Origin of the sequence: Paraburkholderia ginsengisoli NBRC 100965 (assembly GCF_000739735.1) — a bacterium.
GTDB lineage: Bacteria > Pseudomonadota > Gammaproteobacteria > Burkholderiales > Burkholderiaceae > Paraburkholderia > Paraburkholderia ginsengisoli.
This window is the reverse complement of record NZ_BBJF01000004.1, coordinates 679638-695993: the sequence shown is the minus strand read 5'-3', so window position 1 is coordinate 695993 and position 16356 is coordinate 679638. Positions and strand designations below refer to the sequence as shown.

15 protein-coding genes are annotated in these 16356 nt (G+C 65.3%); 8 read left to right on the top strand and 7 right to left on the bottom strand.

Going from position 1 to position 16356, the window contains the following annotated elements; translation table 11 throughout:
- Positions 1 to 133: 133 nt before the first annotated feature.
- The 5 genes from BGI01S_RS07145 to BGI01S_RS07125 form a co-directional block, all read right to left on the bottom strand.
- Complete coding sequence (locus BGI01S_RS07145; protein ID WP_042323655.1) at positions 134 to 913, bottom strand: peptidylprolyl isomerase; 780 nt, start codon at positions 911 to 913, stop codon at positions 134 to 136.
- A 9-nt stretch (positions 914 to 922) separates the two neighbouring features.
- Positions 923 to 1237, bottom strand: a complete 315-nt coding sequence (locus BGI01S_RS07140; RefSeq protein WP_042323654.1) for a BolA family protein — start codon at positions 1235 to 1237, stop codon at positions 923 to 925.
- Position 1238: 1 nt separating this feature from the next.
- Complete coding sequence (locus BGI01S_RS07135; protein WP_042323652.1) at positions 1239 to 1769, bottom strand: septation protein A; 531 nt, start codon at positions 1767 to 1769, stop codon at positions 1239 to 1241.
- Positions 1770 to 2031: 262 nt separating this feature from the next.
- Positions 2032 to 2454 (bottom strand): peptide-methionine (R)-S-oxide reductase MsrB, encoded by a 423-nt coding sequence (msrB, locus tag BGI01S_RS07130; protein WP_042323650.1) that lies wholly within the window; start codon positions 2452 to 2454, stop codon positions 2032 to 2034.
- 160 nt (positions 2455 to 2614) lie between these two features.
- Positions 2615 to 4171, bottom strand: coding sequence for a protein adenylyltransferase SelO (locus BGI01S_RS07125; RefSeq protein WP_042323649.1), 1557 nt, complete (start codon positions 4169 to 4171; stop codon positions 2615 to 2617).
- A gap of 203 nt (positions 4172 to 4374) precedes the next feature.
- Here BGI01S_RS07125 and BGI01S_RS07120 point away from each other — a divergent pair, with 203 nt between their 5' ends.
- The 3 genes from BGI01S_RS07120 (at position 4375) to BGI01S_RS07110 (ending at position 9610) form a co-directional block, all read left to right on the top strand.
- Positions 4375 to 6054, top strand: coding sequence for a 3-(methylthio)propionyl-CoA ligase (locus tag BGI01S_RS07120; RefSeq protein WP_042323647.1), 1680 nt, complete (start codon positions 4375 to 4377; stop codon positions 6052 to 6054).
- Positions 6055 to 6235: 181 nt separating this feature from the next.
- Positions 6236 to 8326, top strand: a complete 2091-nt coding sequence (locus BGI01S_RS07115) for a 3-hydroxyacyl-CoA dehydrogenase NAD-binding domain-containing protein (protein ID WP_042323645.1) — start codon at positions 6236 to 6238, stop codon at positions 8324 to 8326.
- A 105-nt stretch (positions 8327 to 8431) separates the two neighbouring features.
- Entirely contained in the window at positions 8432 to 9610 is a 1179-nt protein-coding gene (locus BGI01S_RS07110; protein WP_042323643.1) for an acetyl-CoA C-acyltransferase, read from the top strand.
- A 132-nt stretch (positions 9611 to 9742) separates the two neighbouring features.
- Here the strand turns inward: BGI01S_RS07110 and BGI01S_RS07105 are convergent, their stop codons facing one another.
- Both BGI01S_RS07105 and BGI01S_RS07100 read right to left on the bottom strand, forming a co-directional pair.
- On the bottom strand, positions 9743 to 10255 hold the full coding sequence (locus tag BGI01S_RS07105) for an LEA/WHy family protein (protein ID WP_042323641.1): 513 nt from the start codon (positions 10253 to 10255) through the stop codon (positions 9743 to 9745).
- Between the two features lie 68 nt (positions 10256 to 10323).
- A complete protein-coding gene (locus BGI01S_RS07100) occupies positions 10324 to 10701 on the bottom strand; it encodes a hypothetical protein (protein ID WP_042323639.1) in 378 nt (125 codons plus the stop codon).
- 178 nt (positions 10702 to 10879) lie between these two features.
- Here BGI01S_RS07100 and BGI01S_RS07095 point away from each other — a divergent pair, with 178 nt between their 5' ends.
- The 5 genes from BGI01S_RS07095 (at position 10880) to BGI01S_RS07075 (ending at position 16277) form a co-directional block, all read left to right on the top strand.
- On the top strand, positions 10880 to 12379 hold the full coding sequence (locus tag BGI01S_RS07095; RefSeq protein ID WP_042324487.1) for an aminotransferase-like domain-containing protein: 1500 nt from the start codon (positions 10880 to 10882) through the stop codon (positions 12377 to 12379).
- 187 nt (positions 12380 to 12566) lie between these two features.
- Positions 12567 to 13064 carry a PaaI family thioesterase gene (locus tag BGI01S_RS07090; RefSeq protein WP_042323637.1) on the top strand — a complete coding sequence of 166 codons (498 nt, stop codon included), beginning with the start codon at positions 12567 to 12569 and terminating at the stop codon, positions 13062 to 13064.
- Positions 13065 to 13204: 140 nt separating this feature from the next.
- On the top strand, positions 13205 to 14203 hold the full coding sequence (locus tag BGI01S_RS07085) for an NADP-dependent oxidoreductase (protein ID WP_042323636.1): 999 nt from the start codon (positions 13205 to 13207) through the stop codon (positions 14201 to 14203).
- Positions 14204 to 14283: 80 nt separating this feature from the next.
- Positions 14284 to 15210, top strand: a complete 927-nt coding sequence (locus BGI01S_RS07080) for an SDR family oxidoreductase (protein ID WP_042323634.1) — start codon at positions 14284 to 14286, stop codon at positions 15208 to 15210.
- 107 nt (positions 15211 to 15317) lie between these two features.
- Positions 15318 to 16277 carry an alpha/beta hydrolase gene (locus BGI01S_RS07075; protein ID WP_042323632.1) on the top strand — a complete coding sequence of 320 codons (960 nt, stop codon included), beginning with the start codon at positions 15318 to 15320 and terminating at the stop codon, positions 16275 to 16277.
- Positions 16278 to 16356: the final 79 nt, after the last annotated feature.

Here is a 16356-nt window from a genome sequence, read left to right as displayed (position 1 = left end):
CCGCTTCGTGCGGCGGCCTTGTCGTATTGCGCGGCTCGCGCGCTTCGCTTTTCACTCGGCACGCAACGAATCCGCAGCAACAAAAAAAGCCGCCCCAGGGCGGCTTTTTTGCACTTGAGCGTTCAGTTCAAACTTACTGAATCTTCGCGTTCTTGCGCAGACCTTCTTCGAATGCCTGCAGCTTTTCCTGCTGGATCTGCTGGACGATCTGCGCGCGCACCTGCTCCAGCGGCGGCGGCGTCGTGCTGCGAATGTCGTCGACACGGATGATGTGCCAGCCGAATTGCGTGCGCACCGGCGTGTCGGTCATCTGGCCTTTCTGCAGATGCGTGGCCGCTTCCGCGAATTCAGGCACGTAGGCTTTCGGGTCCGACCAGTCCAGGTCGCCGCCATTCTTGCCCGATCCCGGGTCCTTCGAGTATTGCTTCGCGAGATCTTCGAAGCTTGCGCCGGCCTTGATCTTCGCGATCAGGTCCTTCGCCTGCTGTTCGTTGTCGACGAGGATGTGGTGCAGGTGGAATTCCTTGCCGCCCGCGTCCTTGATCAGCGCGTTGTAGCGCGCGGTGACTTCGGCGTCGCTCGGCTGGTTGTTCTTCACGAAGTCTTCGATCAGCGCGCGCAGCACCACGGTCTGTTGCGCGACGGCAATTTGCGCCTTGATGTCCGGACGATTCGGCAGCCCGCGGCGCAGCGCTTCCTGCATGAGGATTTCGCGGTTCACCAGCTCTTCGCGCACGGCCATCTGCAATTGCGGCGTGTTTTGCTGGCCTTGATGAACCAGTTGATCGATCAGCGCATCGGCGCGCGCTTTCGGAATCGGCGTGCCGTTGACGACAGCGATGTTCTGTGCAAATGCAGGTGCGGCCGCAAACGCAGCCAGCAATACCCAAAGGCGGGTTTTCTTCAAGGTCATCGGAAGTTCCTAGCGGGGCAACAAAGCAAATTCTTCGGGCGTATACGCCGTGATGGCAAGGGCATGAATGCCGCGCTGCATGGCATCGGCCAGCGCATCATACACCATGCGATGCCGCGCCACGCGGGCCTTGCCACCAAATGCGACGGCCACGATCGTGACGCTGAAATGACCGCCGGCGGACGCGCCGGCGTGGCCCGCGTGCTGCGCGCTGTCGTCGGTGATGCTGATCGAGGCGACCGGCGCGAGCGCGGCCGTGAGGCGCGCTTCGATCAACGCGGCGCGCTCGGCGGTGGTGGCATGCATGAAAACATCGCTCGTCATGTCATTCTTCCTTCATGTACTTCGACAGCCACAAACTCTGTCCGACGATGAACACCAGCAGGCAGCCGGTTGCGCCGAACAGCTTGAAATTGACCCACTGGTCGGTCGTGTAGTGATACGCGACGAACAGGTTCACGAGCCCGAGCAGCACGAAAAACACCGCCCAGATGAGGTTCAGCTTGCCCCAGATCGCGTGCGGCAGCGTGATCTGCTTGCCCATCATCGCTTCGATCAGGTTCTTGTTGAAGGCCAGTTGCGAAACGATCAGCGCGACGGAAAACGCCCAGTACAGCACGGTCGGCTTCCATTTGATGAAGGTGTCGTTGTGCAGCACGAGCGTCGCGCCGCCGAATACGGTGACGACGCCGAGGCTCACCCACAGCATCGGATCGACCTTGCGGTGGCGGAAAGCCACCCACGCGATCTGCACCAGCGTGGCGACGATCGCCACTGCCGTCGCCGTGAAAATGCCCCAGATCTTGAAGGCGACGAAGAACAGGATGATCGGGAACAGATCGAACAGGAATTTCATTATCTGGTCGGGAATACGGAGAGTGAGTCGAGGGTGAGGGCGCGGTGCGAAGCGCCCGGTGGTGTGCAAGCGGCGCAAACGCGCCGCGCCGATCCGTCACGCGCGCCCGTCGCATGAACGGACGACGGCGTGCCGGGCCGCGCGTAGCGGACCGGTCGCGCCGCGGCGGCAAGCCCGTGAGCCGGGTCGGTTGCATCGCGTGGCCGGGCCGGCTCTACCGCTCACGCCGGCCGGCAACGCGCCTGACTCGGCGCCGCTGGGATTACTTGGGCTCGAATTGTAACGCAGCCGAATTGATGCAGTAACGCAAGCCCGTCGGCGCGGGGCCGTCTTCGAACACGTGACCCAGATGTGCGCCGCAGTTCTTGCATTGCACTTCGATGCGAAGCATGCCGTGCGAGCGGTCGGTCTTCTCGGCGATCACTTCGCCGTTGATCGGCTTGAAGTAGCTCGGCCAGCCGCAGCCGGCGTCGAACTTGGTGTCCGATTCGAATAGCGGCGTGCCGCAGCACACGCAATCGTAGATGCCGCGATCCCAGTGATCGTGATAGCGGCCCGTGAACGGCCGCTCGGTGGCTGCGTGCCGCGTCACCTGATATTCGATGTCGGAGAGCTGCTTGCGCCACTCGGCGTCGTCTTTCTGCACGGCGGGGGCGTCGGTGTTGAGGTCGTCGGGATGGTTCATGGTCGGGTTCCTGTCTCGGGCTTGTTCTGGGGACGGCTTGATGGATTGGCGTTGATTCGTTCGGCCTTGCGTTCAGGCTTCATTGCAGCTTCGTTGCGCTTTCATCGCGGACCCGGTTCATTTCGCGGAACAGGGCAGGGTGCCGCTTCTGACCCGCGTGTCATGACGAGCAGCTGACTTCCAGCGAACTCGCCCAGTCCGGCGGCAGCGCCGCGTACGCTTCGTGCTCGGGCTGTTCGTCGAAAGGACGACATAGCACCGCGGCGAGGCGCTCCACTTCGGAAAAATCCTTCTCTTTCGCGCGGCGGATCGCCGTTTCCGCAAGGTGATTGCGAAGTACGAATTTGGGGTTCACACGGTTCATTGCAATGGCGCGCGCGGCGTCGTCGCGTGTTTCATGGGACAGCCGCGCGCGGTAGTCGTTCGCCCACGCATCGAACGCGGCGCGATCGAGAAACAGGTCGCGCACCGGCGCGTCGCCGCTCGCGTCGTGCTTCGACAGGCGCGCGAGGTGGCGGAAGGTCAGCGTGAAATCGGCGCGGTTCGCGTGCATCACGTCGAACAGGCGATTGACCAGCGCATCGTCGCCGTCGCGCCCGACTTCGAGGCCGAGCTTCGCGCGCATGCGCCGCTCCAGCGCGGGCGCGAAACGCTCCTTGAAGCCGCCGAGCACACGCTGCGCGTCTTCGATCGCCTTGTCGCCGCGCACGCTTTCGTCGTGCTGTTCGCCGAGCAGCGGCAACAAACCTTGCGCGAGGCAGAACAGATTCCAGTACGCAATTTGCGGCTGCATCCTGTACGCGTAACGGCCCTGTGTATCGGAGTGGTTGCAGATGTAGCCGGCGTCGAAGCCGTCCATGAAACCGAACGGACCGTAGTCGATCGTGAGGCCAAGGATCGACATGTTGTCGGTATTCATCACGCCGTGACAGAAGCCGACCGCCTGCCACTCGACCATCAGGTCGGCGGTGGACAGCACGGCTTCGTTCAGCAGCGCGAGATACGGATCGTCGGCGTCGCGGCAACGCGGATAGAAACGCTCGATCACGTGATCGGCGAGCGCGCGCAGCGCGTCGGTGCGATCGTTCGAATAAAAGTGCTCGAAGTGGCCGAAGCGCACGAAGCTCGGCGCGACGCGCGTGACCACCGCGGCGGTCTCGACCGTCTCGCGCCGCACCGGCTGATCGGAGCCGATCACGCACAGCGCGCGGGTGGTCGGAATGCCGAGGTGGTGCATCGCCTCCGAGCACAGATATTCGCGGATCGACGAACGCAACACCGCGCGGCCGTCGCCCATGCGTGAATACGGCGTGCGTCCCGCGCCCTTCAACTGCAACTCGAAGCGCTGGCCGTCGTGTTCGATTTCGCCGAGACCGAGCGCACGACCGTCGCCGAGCTGGCCCGCCCACACGCCGAACTGATGCCCGGAATACACCGACGCATAAGGCAGCGCGTCGGCCGGCCAGGCGCGCGTGGCGTTGCCGGAGAACAGTTCGACGAAGCCCGGATCGTTCTGAAGCTCGGGCGCGAGACCGAGCAGCGCGGCGGTCTCCGTGGAGAAGCCAACCATGTAGGGCGCGTCGAGCGGCGCGGCCGGCAGGCGCGTGAGAAACGCGCTGCCGAGCCGCGCGAACGCGCTTTCGGGGGAGGTGACAAGAGCGTTGGAAAAATCCGCTAAAGCTTCGGATAACCCTGCAATGCTTGGGGAAAACGACATATTGAGCGCCTCTGGATTAACCGATATTGTAAGTCCGCGCCCGCGGAGCTGCTGGCCGGCCTTTGGACTATGCTCCACTGGCTTCGCGGGTCGCGCGGATCTCGCCGGCGGCGCAGGCACACGCACCCGTCGCATCCCATCGCGCCCATCGGCTCCCGGACCGCACACCCAATCGAAACGACAAGCCGAGGAGACCCCGTTTTATGACGACGCCGCTGCTGGGCCAGATGATGGATGTGCCGCTCACCGTGTCCTCGCTGCTCACGCATGCCGCACGGCATTTCGGCAGCACCGAGATCGTCTCGCGGCGCATCGAGGGCGATCTGCATCGCTACACCTATCGCGATTGCGAGCAGCGCGCGAAGCAGCTCGCGCAGGCGCTGATCGCGTTGGGCGTCCAACCCGGCGAGCGGGTCGCGACCCTCGCATGGAACGGCTACCGGCATCTGGAAGCGTATTACGGCACGACCGGCTTCGGCGCCGTCTGCCACACGATCAACCCGCGCCTCTTTCCCGATCAGATCGCCTACATCGTCAATCACGCCGACGACGCCTACGTGCTGTTCGACATCACGTTCGCGCCGCTCGTCGACGTGCTCGCGCCGCAATGCCCGAAGGTGCGCGGCTGGATCGCGCTGAGCGACGAAGCGCATCTGCCGGCCATGCAAACGCCGGTGCTTTGCTACGAGACGTTGATGGCCGCGCAGGACGGCCACTTCGAGTGGCCGCCCATCGACGAGCGCCAGGCCTCGTACCTTTGCTACACATCCGGCACCACCGGCAATCCGAAGGGCGCGCTGTATTCGCATCGCTCGACGGTGCTGCATGCGTTCGGCGCGTCGTTGCCCGACGCGATGGGCCTGTCCGCGCGCGACGCGGTGCTGCCGGTCGTGCCGATGTTCCATGTGAACGCGTGGGGTATTCCGCACGCGGCGCCGCTGACCGGCGCGAAGCTCGTGTTCCCCGGCAAGGACCTCGACGGCAAGTCGCTCTACGAGCTGATGGAGAGCGAGCGCGTCACCTATTCTGCGGGCGTGCCGACGGTGTGGCTCGGCTTGCTGAACTACATGCGCGAGGCGGGCGTGAAGTTCTCGTCGCTCGATCGCACGGTGATCGGCGGCTCCGCGTGTCCGCCGGCCATGCTGCGCACGTTCGAGGACGACTACGGCGTGCAGGTGATCCACGCCTGGGGCATGACCGAGATGTCGCCGCTCGGCACCCTCGCGAAGCTCACCTGGGAGCAGAGCCAGCGGCCGCTCGCCGAGCAGCGCGCACTGCTCGAAAAGCAGGGGCATGTGATGTATGGCGTCGACATGAAGATCGTCGGCGAGGACGGACAGGAATTGCCGTGGGACGGCGTCGCGTTCGGCGACCTGCATGTGCGCGGGCCGTGGGTGATCGACCGGTACTTCCGCAAGGACGACTCGCCGTTGGTGGACGGCTGGTTTCCGACCGGCGACGTCGCCACCATCGACCGCGACAGCTTCCTGCACATCACCGACCGTTCGAAGGACGTAATCAAGTCCGGTGGCGAATGGATCAGCTCGATCGACATCGAGAACGTCGCGATCGCGCATCCGGCGGTGGCGGAAGCGGCGTGTATCGCGTGCGCGCATCCGAAGTGGACCGAGCGTCCGCTGCTGGTGGTCGTCAAGCGCGCGGGCTTCGACGTGACGCGCGAGGAACTGCTCGCGTTCTACGACGGCAAGGTGGCCAAATGGTGGATTCCCGACGATGTCGCGTTCGTCGACGAACTGCCGCACACGGCCACGGGCAAGCTGCAAAAACTGAAACTGCGCGACATTTTCCGCGATCACGTACTGCCGTCCGCGCTCGAAGACGAAGCGAATTGCCCGCTCTCCAGGGGAAACCCCGCCCCCTGATAAATTGAACGATCGTGCTTTTCTGTGTATTCTGCCTGCTGACCCGGAAACAATCGGTTGAAAGACGGACAATGAGCCGGACCCGAATGGGCATTCATTGGCCATTCACCCGGCTCGACAAAACCGGACAGGCGGCGCGCAACGCACCGCCTCATTGCATGGATCGCATGGAGGCAGGCAGATGGCAGTGGACTACACAACTCATGACGGCGTGGCCGTCATCACGCTGAACAATCCTCCGGTGAACGGCCTCGGCCTGTCGACGCGAGCGGGCATCGTCGAAGGCGTGGAGCGCGCGCAGAACGATCCGGCCATCAAGGCCATCGTGCTGGCCGGCGCGGGCAAGGCCTTCTCGGGCGGCGCCGACATTACCGAATTCAATACGCCGAAAGCGACCCAGGAGCCGACGCTCGCGACGGTCATCAAGGTCGTCGAAGGCAGCGCGAAGCCGGTGGTCGCGGCCATTCACAGCGTCGCGATGGGCGGCGGGCTGGAACTGGCGCTCGGCGCGCATTACCGCATCGCCTCGTCGGGCGCGCAGATCGCGCTGCCGGAAGTGAAGCTCGGCATTCTGCCGGGCGCGGGCGGCACGCAGCGTCTGCCGCGCGCGATTGGTCTCGAAGCGTCGTTGAACATGATCGTCTCCGGCACGCCCGTGCTGTCGGAGAAACTGGCCGACTCGGGTCTGTTCGACGAAGTCGTCGCGACGCCGGGCGAGCTCGCCGAAGCGGCGCTCGCGTTCGCCCGCAAGGTCGGCGCGAAGACAGGCCCGCATCCGAAAGTGCGCGACCGTAAGATCGAGCATCCGAATGCGGCCGGCTTCATCCAGTTCGCGCGCAACAGCGTCGCGGGGATCGCAAAGAACTTCCCGGCGCCGCACAAATGTATCGACGCCGTGGAAGCGGGCGTGCAGAACGGCTTCGACAAGGGCCTCGCATTCGAGCGCGAATGCTTCGTCGCGCTGGTGCAGACGCCGGAGAGCCACGCGCTGCGTCATGCGTTCTTCGGCGAACGCGCGGCAAGCAAGATCCCCGACGTGCCTTCCGACACGCCGACGCGCGACATCGCGACGGTCGCCGTGATCGGCGCGGGCACGATGGGCGGCGGCATCGCGATGAACTTCATCAACGCGGGCATTCCGGTCACGCTGCTGGAAACGAAACAGGAAGCGCTCGACCGCGGCGTGGCGACGATCCGCAAGAACTACGAAGCCACCGTGAAGAAGGGCAAGCTCAAGCCCGAAGCGCTCGAACAGCGCATGGCGCTGATCACGCCGACGCTGTCCTACGACGACCTGAAGAGCGCGGACCTGATCGTCGAAGCCGTGTTCGAAGAACTCGGCGTGAAAGAGCAGGTGTTCAGGCGTCTCGACGAAGTGGCCAAGCCCGGCGCGATCCTGGCCTCCAACACGTCGACGCTCGACGTCGACAAGATCGCCGCGTTCACGAAGCGCCCGCAGGATGTGGTCGGCATGCACTTCTTCAGCCCGGCCAACGTGATGAAACTGCTCGAAGTGGTGCGTGGCAAGGCGACCGCCAAAGACGTGCTCGCCACCGTGATGAAGCTCGCGAAGAAGATAAAAAAGACGGCGGTGGTGTCGGGCGTGTGCGACGGCTTCATCGGCAACCGGATGATCGAGCAGTACATCCGTCAGGCGCTCTTCATGCTCGAAGAGGGCGCGCTGCCCGCGCAGGTGGACAAGGCCATCGAGAAGTTCGGCTTCGCGATGGGCCCGTTCCGCATGAGCGATCTGGCCGGCAACGACATCGGCTGGGCGATTCGCAAGCGCCGCTATCAGGAACATCCTGACATGCACTACTCGAAGATCGCCGACCGTTTGTGCGAGACCGGGCGCTTCGGTCAGAAGACCGGCGGCGGCTGGTACGACTACAAGGCGGGCGACCGCACCGCGTATCCGTCGAAAGTGGTCGACGAGATGATCGGCGCGTTCTCGAAGGAAACCAACGCCGAGCGCCGCAAGATCAGCGACGAGGAGATCGTCGAGCGTCTCGTGTTCGCGCTCGTCAATGAAGGCGCGAAGATTCTCGAGGAAGGTATCGCGTCGAAGGCGTCGGATATCGATATGGTCTATCTGACCGGCTATGGTTTTCCGCTCTATCGCGGCGGCCCGATGCTGTATGCGGACACCGTTGGGCTCTACAACGTCGAGCGCGCGATTCGCCGTTACGCGGCACGGCCGAACGGCGACGCGTGGCAACTCGCGCCGGGCATCGCGAAGCTGGCCGCAGAGGGCCGTGGGTTTAACGGCTGAGCGGACCGCTCGAATCAAACCGACCGAGGTGGCGCGCTGCGGCGCCCAAGCCGCACGGCGATTCGCCGACGCGCCACGATCGACATCTGAAAGTTGGAGACACGCATGACTGACGCTGTAATCGTATCGACCGCCCGCACGGGTCTCGCCAAATCATGGCGCGGCGGTTTCAACATGACGCACGGCGCGACGCTCGGCGGCCACGTGACGCAAGCCGCCGTCGAACGCGCGAAGCTGGACCCGGCGCGCGTCGAAGACGTGATCATGGGTTGCGCGAATCCGGAAGGCGCGACCGGCGGCAACATCGCGCGCCAGATCGCATTGCGCGCCGGCTTGCCGGTCACGGTGCCCGGCATGACGGTGAACCGTTTCTGCTCGTCGGGTCTGCAAACCATCGCGCTCGCCGCGCAGCGTGTGATCGCCGGTGAAGGCGACGTGTTCGTCGCCGGCGGCGTGGAATCGATCTCGTGCGTGCAGAACGAGATGAACCGCCACATGATGGCCGAAGGCTGGCTCAGCAAGAACAAGCCGGAAATCTACTGGTCGATGTTGCAGACCGCCGAGAACGTCGCGAAGCGCTATTCGATCTCGAAGGAACGTCAGGACGAATACGGCGTGCGCTCGCAACAGCGCGCGGCGGCCGCGCTCGAAGCGGGCAGGTTCAAGGACGAGATCGTGCCGTTGACGGTGCTCGCCGGCGTCGCCGACAAAGCGAGCGGCCGTCTATTCACGAAGGAAGTGACCGTCAGCGGCGACGAAGGCATTCGCGCCGATACGACGCTCGAAGGCGTGTCGAAGATTCGCACCGCGATGCCGGGCGGCGTCATCACCGCGGGCAACGCGAGTCAGTTCTCGGACGGCGCGTCGGCGTGCGTCGTGATGAACGCGAAGGTCGCGGAGCGTGAAGGTCTGCAACCGCTCGGCATTTTCCGCGGCTTCGCGGTGGCCGGTTGCGAGCCAGACGAAATGGGCATCGGCCCGGTGTTCGCAGTGCCGAAGTTGCTCAAGCAGGCGGGTCTGAAGGTCGAGGACATTGACCTGTGGGAACTGAACGAAGCGTTCGCGGTGCAGGTGCTGTATTGCGCGGACAAACTCGGCATTCCGCAGGACCGGTTGAACGTGAACGGCGGCGCGATCGCGGTCGGCCATCCGTATGGCGTGTCGGGCGCGCGGTTGACCGGCCATGCGTTGATCGAAGGCAAGCGGCGCGGCGCGAAGCTGGTTGTCGTGACGATGTGCATCGGCGGCGGGCAGGGCGCGGCGGGATTGTTCGAAGTGGTTTGATCGCAACCGGGGTCGGGCCGCCGCGCATGTGAGCGCGCGGGAGTAGCAAGCAGTCCGCGCCGAACGTGTAGCGGGTGTTTTTCGATGCCACGGGTCGCGAGACTCAGCGGCTCGAAGGCCGCCACGCCGATCTCATGGCGACGCTGCCCCAAGGGACGCGAGGCTCAACGTCCCCTGACTGATGAAGCGCGTCGTACCGGTCAAGCCGCCCGCGAGCTTGCCGCGCAGGATGTACGGAACCTCCCCCGACTGCGCGGCGCCCGCGAACGCAAAGGCCTGGCGAACGGCGGCGAACGCCGGCACGGTCAGCGGCACGCTGACGACGGTTTCGCCGAAGCGCGGCACCGTGCCGCTCTGGTCGCTGACGCCGCTCGCGAACGACTTGCCGTTCAGTTCGAGATCGAGCGACACGCCGCTGAAGCTGACCGTCGAGTCGTTGGGATTCTGCACGCGCAGTTTGACGTTAAAGCGCATCTCCAACCCCTGGCCTGCTATCGGTTCGATGCCGGCCACGCTGACGCGCAACGGGTCGGCTCCGAACAGGCCGGCGCAGCCGTTGAGCGTCAACGTGACGAAGACGGCGACGGCGAACAGGCGGCAGAGACGGGACAGACGGCCGGACAGCGGCGCGCGTGGGAAGAACATGACCGGCACCTCGAAGGAAGCGGTTGGTCACGCATTGTACCGGGCGGCGTCGCGTGAGCCGCGGGCTGTCAGGCGGTGCGCCGCAAGCGGGTGCGCACGAGGCCGGCGAGATGCTGCGCGGCCTCGCGCATCCTGCCATAAACGCTCGCCCCGGCATGCGACGGCAGCACGATGAACGCGGCGGCATTCGCATGCGCCGAGCTGATCGACACGATGCCGTGTTGCGGCGTCACGCAGCATTCGCCTTCGCGCAGGATGATCGACGTGAGCGGCACCGCGTCGCTGAGCCATGCAAGAGAACGGTCGCGAAAACCGAGTTGCAGATCGCCTTCGACGGCCACGATCGAACTGCCGGCGCGCAGGTCGCGCATCACGATTTGACCGGCCGCGACCGGTGACGCTGGAGTGCGACGCAAGCTGCCGGCGCGGGATTCACGATCGTGCATGACAGATTCCTTCAAACCGTTTTCATGCCATCCAGCTTAGTGAGTCCGTCCACGTGAAAACAGCCGCAACTGCCGATAATCTGAACCGCTACAGCCACGCATTCCGGTGCGCTGTATCGGTCCGAATCGCGCCGATGTGTATCTGTCGCGGCGCGCGAACTGTCCGCACCATCGGCTCATGACCGAAACCATTCTGAACCGGGCGGACCCGTCGGCCGAGCGGCCAACCGACAGCCAGCCGCTTTATCGCCAACTGGCCGACCAATACCGCCGCGCAATAGGCAACGGCGTGCTGCGTCCGGGCGATCGCATGCCGTCGATGCGCGCGTTCATGCAGCGCCACGGCGTGAGTCTCGCGACCGCGACCGAGAGCTATCGCGTGCTGGAGCGCGCCGCGCTGATCGACGCCCGGCCGCGCGCCGGCTACTTCGTGCGCGTGCCGCCGCAGGCTGCGTTGCCGGCGGCCGCCGAACCCGACCTCGCGCTGCCGGGCGCCGCGCAGTTCGTCGGCATTCACTCGGCGATTTCGACGCTCGTGTCGACGTACCAGCGCTATCCGCACGCGCTGAATCTGGGCGGCGCGACCGCGTCGCCCGATCTCTATCCGACCGGCGCGTTGCAGAAGGCCGCGCTGCGCGCGTTACGCGCACGGCCCACCTTGCTGACCGCCGCCGGTCCCGATCAGGGCGATCCGGCGTTGCGCGCGGTGATCGCGCGGCGGGCGCTCGCGGCCGGCATCCAGATCGGCGCGGACGACATCATCATGACGCACGGTGGCATCGAAGCCGTGAACCTCGCGTTGCGCGCGGTGACGCAGCCCGGCGACACCGTCGCGGTCGAATCGCCGTGCTTCTTCGGTTTGCTGCAGGCGCTCGAAAGCCTCGGCCTGCGCGCGCTCGAAATTCCGACCAGTCCGAGCACCGGCCTCGCGATCGAAGCGCTCGCGTTCGCGCTGCACACGCATCCGGACATCAAGGCGGTAGTGGTCGTGCCGAACCTGCAAAATCCGCTCGGCAGCGTGATGCCCGACGCGCACAAGGCGAGCCTCGTCGAACTGTGCGCGCGCGCCGGCATTCCGCTGATCGAGGACGACCCGTACCGCGAGCTCGTCGATGGCGTACAGCCGCCGCGCTCGCTGAAAGCGTGGGACACCGACGGCACCGTGATCCATTGCACGTCGTTCAACAAGACGCTGGCGCCCGGCATGCGGGTCGGCTGGATCAACGGCGGACGCTGGCATCCGCGCATCGGCATGCTGAAGTTCGCGCAATCGCGGCATAACGAGCAGTTGTCGCAAGTCGTGCTGGCAGGGTTTCTGGAGACGAGCGCGTATGAGCGTCATCTGCGGCGTTTGCGCGACGGCTTGCGATTACAGCGCGAACGGATGGCGGCGGCGGTGGCGGCATCGTTTCCCGACGGCACGCGCTTCACGCCGCCGTGCGGCGGCATGTTCTTCTGGATCGAGTTGCCGCGCGAAGTGTCGTCGGCGGCTTTCTTCGATGCCGCGCTGGAGGATGGTATTCGCGTGATGCCGGGAACCGTGTTTTCGAACGCGGGCCGTTTCGATCACTTCATCCGACTGAGCTGTCCGAGCACGGATCTCGATCTCGCCGACGAAGCAGTGCGCCGGTTGGGGCGCCTGGCGGCACGGATGGCGGCGCATGCGTTCAAGCGATAGCGGGTATCATTTCCTGCTGCCGCGCGCGAGGCTTCGCTTCGCTTCGCGTACGTCAGGATGCGACTCATGCAATGCAACGTAGTGATCCATCATGTTGTGATGTTTCATGCCCGTCGAATGACGTCCATCGATTCACGTCCACCGAAAGCCGTCTCGCGCCGCGCCGACCACGAACCCTGAATACGCAATGACCGATTCAAACTCATCACCCAAATCGTCCACAGCGGGCAACCCGACGTTGCCCGAAAGCCCGTTCGTCGATCGTCTCGGCGCACAGCTTTTGTCCGCTGCCGACGGCGTCAGCGAAGTCGTGCTGCCGTTGCAGCCCGATCACATGAATACGTGGGACGTCGCGCATGGCGGCGTCACGATGACACTCGCCGACGTCGCGCTCGCGATGGCCGCACGCAGTCTCGCCGGCGATGGCGTCGGTGTCGTCACCGTCGAGATGAAGGTCAACTTCATGCAGCCGGGCCGCGGGGAGTTGCGCGCGACCGGCCGCGTGCTGCATCGCTCGACCACGATGGCCTACTGCGAAGGCGAGATTCGCGACAGCGAAGGCCACTTCGTCGCGAAGGCGCTCGGCACCTTCAAATACATGCGACGCCTCGCGGTCGGCCGCGATGTCACGCAACAGCGGTTGCGCAGCGACCCGTCGGCGAAACCCGGTCCCAGCGACGGCTGATTCACCGTATGTGACCGCCATGGAGCGCAAGACGAGCGGACCGCACGCGCTGCATCGCGGCCTTTGCGCACGCAGCGCCATTCACGCACGCCGTTCAAACCATTCACCGATTCAATCGGTAACTCAAGGAGACGACCGTCATGTCCCAGATCAACCGTCAACTCGTGCTCGCTTCGCGCCCGCAAGGCGCGGTAACGCCCGACAATTTCAAGCTCGTCGAAACGCCGCTCGCGCCGCTCGCCGATGGCGAATTGCGCGTGCGCAATCACTTCCTGTCGCTCGACCCGTACATGCGCGGCCGCATGAACGACAGCAAGTCGTACGCGGCGCCGCAGCCGCTGAACGAAGTGATGATCGGTGGCACGGTCGGTGAAGTGGTCGAGTCGAAGAATCCGAAGTTCGCGGTCGGCGACAAGGTCGTGGCGATGTTCGGCTGGCAGGAATACGGCACGTCGAACGGCGCCGGCGTGCAGAAAGTCGACGACACGCACGTGCCGTTATCCGCCTATCTCGGCCCGGTCGGCATGCCGGGCGTGACCGGCTGGTACGGTCTGAACCGGATCATCGCGCCGAAGGCGGGCGACACGGTCGTGGTCAGCGCCGCGAGCGGCGCGGTGGGCAGCGTGGTCGGGCAACTGGCGAAGCTGGCCGGCGCGCGCGCGGTCGGCATCGCGGGCGGCGCGGACAAATGCCGTTATGTGGTGGAGACGCTTGGCTTCGATGCGTGCATCGACTACAAGGGCGGCAACCTGTATCAGGACCTCAAGGCCGCGACACCGGACGGCGTGGACGGCTACTTCGAAAACGTCGGCGGCGACGTGCTCGACGCGACGCTCGCGCGCATGAATCCATTCGGGCGCATCGCGGTGTGCGGGTTCATCGCCGGTTATGACGGCCAGCCGGTGCCGCTCAAGCACCCGTCGCTGATCCTCACGCAGCGGTTGCTCGTGCAGGGCTTCATCGTCAGCGAGCATATGGACGTGTGGCCCGAAGCGCTCAAGCAGCTCGGCACGCTGGTCGCGCAGAAGAAGCTGCAATATCGCGAGACCATCGCGCAAGGACTCGATGCGGCGCCCGACGCGTTTATCGGCCTGCTGAAGGGGAAGAACTTCGGTAAGCAACTCGTCAAGCTGATCTGAGCGCGGTCATGCGGTAACGCGGTAGCACGTCAACGCATGCACGGGCGCACGGAAACGCCGCCCAACCCAGGAGTCAGACGATGTTCGAATTCGCAGGCAAGGTGGCGGTGATCACCGGGGCGGGCAGCGGCTTCGGCCGCGCGTTCGCGCAGAAGGGCGCGGCGCTCGGCATGAAGCTCGTGCTGGCCGACGTGAATCCCGACGCGCTCGCGCAAACTCTCGATGCATTGCGCGAGCACGGCGCCGACGCGATCGCCGTGCCGACCGACGTGTCCGACCCGGCCCAGGTCGAAGCGCTCGCGCAGGCGGCGCTCGGCGCGTTCGACAAGGTGCATCTGCTGTTCAACAACGCGGGCGTCGGCTCGGGCGGCTTCCTGTGGGAAAGCTCGGCGAACGACTGGTCGTGGGTGTTCAACGTCAACGTGATGGGCGTCGCGCACGGCGTACGCGTCTTCACGCCGATCATGCTGGCGCAGAACGAGCCCGCGCATATCGTCAATACGGCGTCGGTCGCGGGCTTGCTGTCGCCGCCCGCGATGGGTATTTACAACGCGTCGAAACACGCAGTGGTGTCGCTGACCGAGACGCTTTATCACGACCTGCAATTGGCGCAGGCGGCGGGCGCGCAGGATGCGCCTGACACGTCTGACGCGCAAGCGCACACGGCGATCGGTCTGGTCGGCTGTTCGCTGCTGTGCCCAGCGTTCGTGCCAACCGGCATCGCCGATGCGGAGCGCGCGCGTCCCGCGTCGCTCAGCAACGCCGCGCGGCCGACGCGTTCGCAGATCGCCGCCGGCAAGCAGCTGCAGCGCGCGGTGCAGTCGGGCAAGCTGAGCGCCGCCGATGTCGCCGACCTCACGTTCGAAGCGATCGCCGCGCGGCGTTTTTATATCGTCACGCATCCGGGCATCATGGCGACGGTGAAGCTGCGTCACGCGGACATCGAGCAATTGCGCAATCCGACTGATCCGATGTCGCTGAAGCCCGAGGTGAAGAACGCGAGCTGAGCGTTCTGCGTTACCGTGTTCGTCACTTTGCTATCGCGCCGGCGCTGCAGGCCGGCTCTTTTCAACCTTCGGCGCGCACGCGCCGTTCGCCGCACACCACGCGCACCATGCCGCTGAATCCGAAGATCGAGCAGGTGCTCGACATGATCGCGCGGGCCAAACGCCCGTCGTACCACCAGATGAGCGCGCAACAGGCGCGCGCGTCGTACGAGAAAAGTGCGCCGATCCTGGAGATCGCGAGCGCGCCGATGTTCACGCTCGAAGACCTGTCCATTCCCACGCGCGACGGCGCGACGATTCGCGCGCGGCTCTATCAGGCGACCGAGCCGAGCTGGGCCGAGCCCGCGCCGGCGCTTGTCTATTTTCACGGCGGCGGCTTCACGGTCGGCAGCGTCGATACGCACGACGCACTGTGCCGGATGTTCGCGCGCGACGGCCGATGCACAGTGCTGTCCGTCGATTACCGGCTCGCGCCCGAGCACAAATTCCCGACCGCCGTCGATGACGCGTTCGACGCGCTGCACTGGCTGTACGAACACGCCGCCGAATATGGCGTCGACGCGGCGCGGCTCGCGGTCGGCGGCGATAGCGCGGGCGGCACGCTGGCGACGGTCTGCGCGGTGCTCGCACGCGACGCCGGCATCCGCCTCGCGCTGCAATTGCTGATCTATCCGGGCACGACCGGCCATCAGCAGACCGATTCGCACGCGCGTCTCGCCGACGGCTTCCTGCTGTCGGGCGATACGATTCAATGGTTCTTCGAGCAGTACGTGCGTGATGCCAGCGATCGCGACGACTGGCGTTTCGCGCCGCTCGACGGCGAGCGCGGTGCGCCCGATTTTCGCGGTGTCGCGCCGGCGTGGATCGCGACCGCCGAATACGATCCGCTGAGCGACGAGGGCGATGCGTACGCGGAGAAGCTGCGCGCGGCGGGCAACGAGGTCGTGCTCACGCGCTATGCGGGCATGATTCACGAGTTCTTCAAGATGGGCGGCTATGTGCCGGATGTCGCCCGCGCGCATGCGGATGCGGCGGCGGCATTGCGGGCGGCGTTTGGGGTGGAGTGAGCGCAGTTTTTTCGAAGCGTAAGGCCAACTTTCGAGCGGGCCCCTCGCGCAAATGTCCCGCTTCATGTCGAGGCACGGC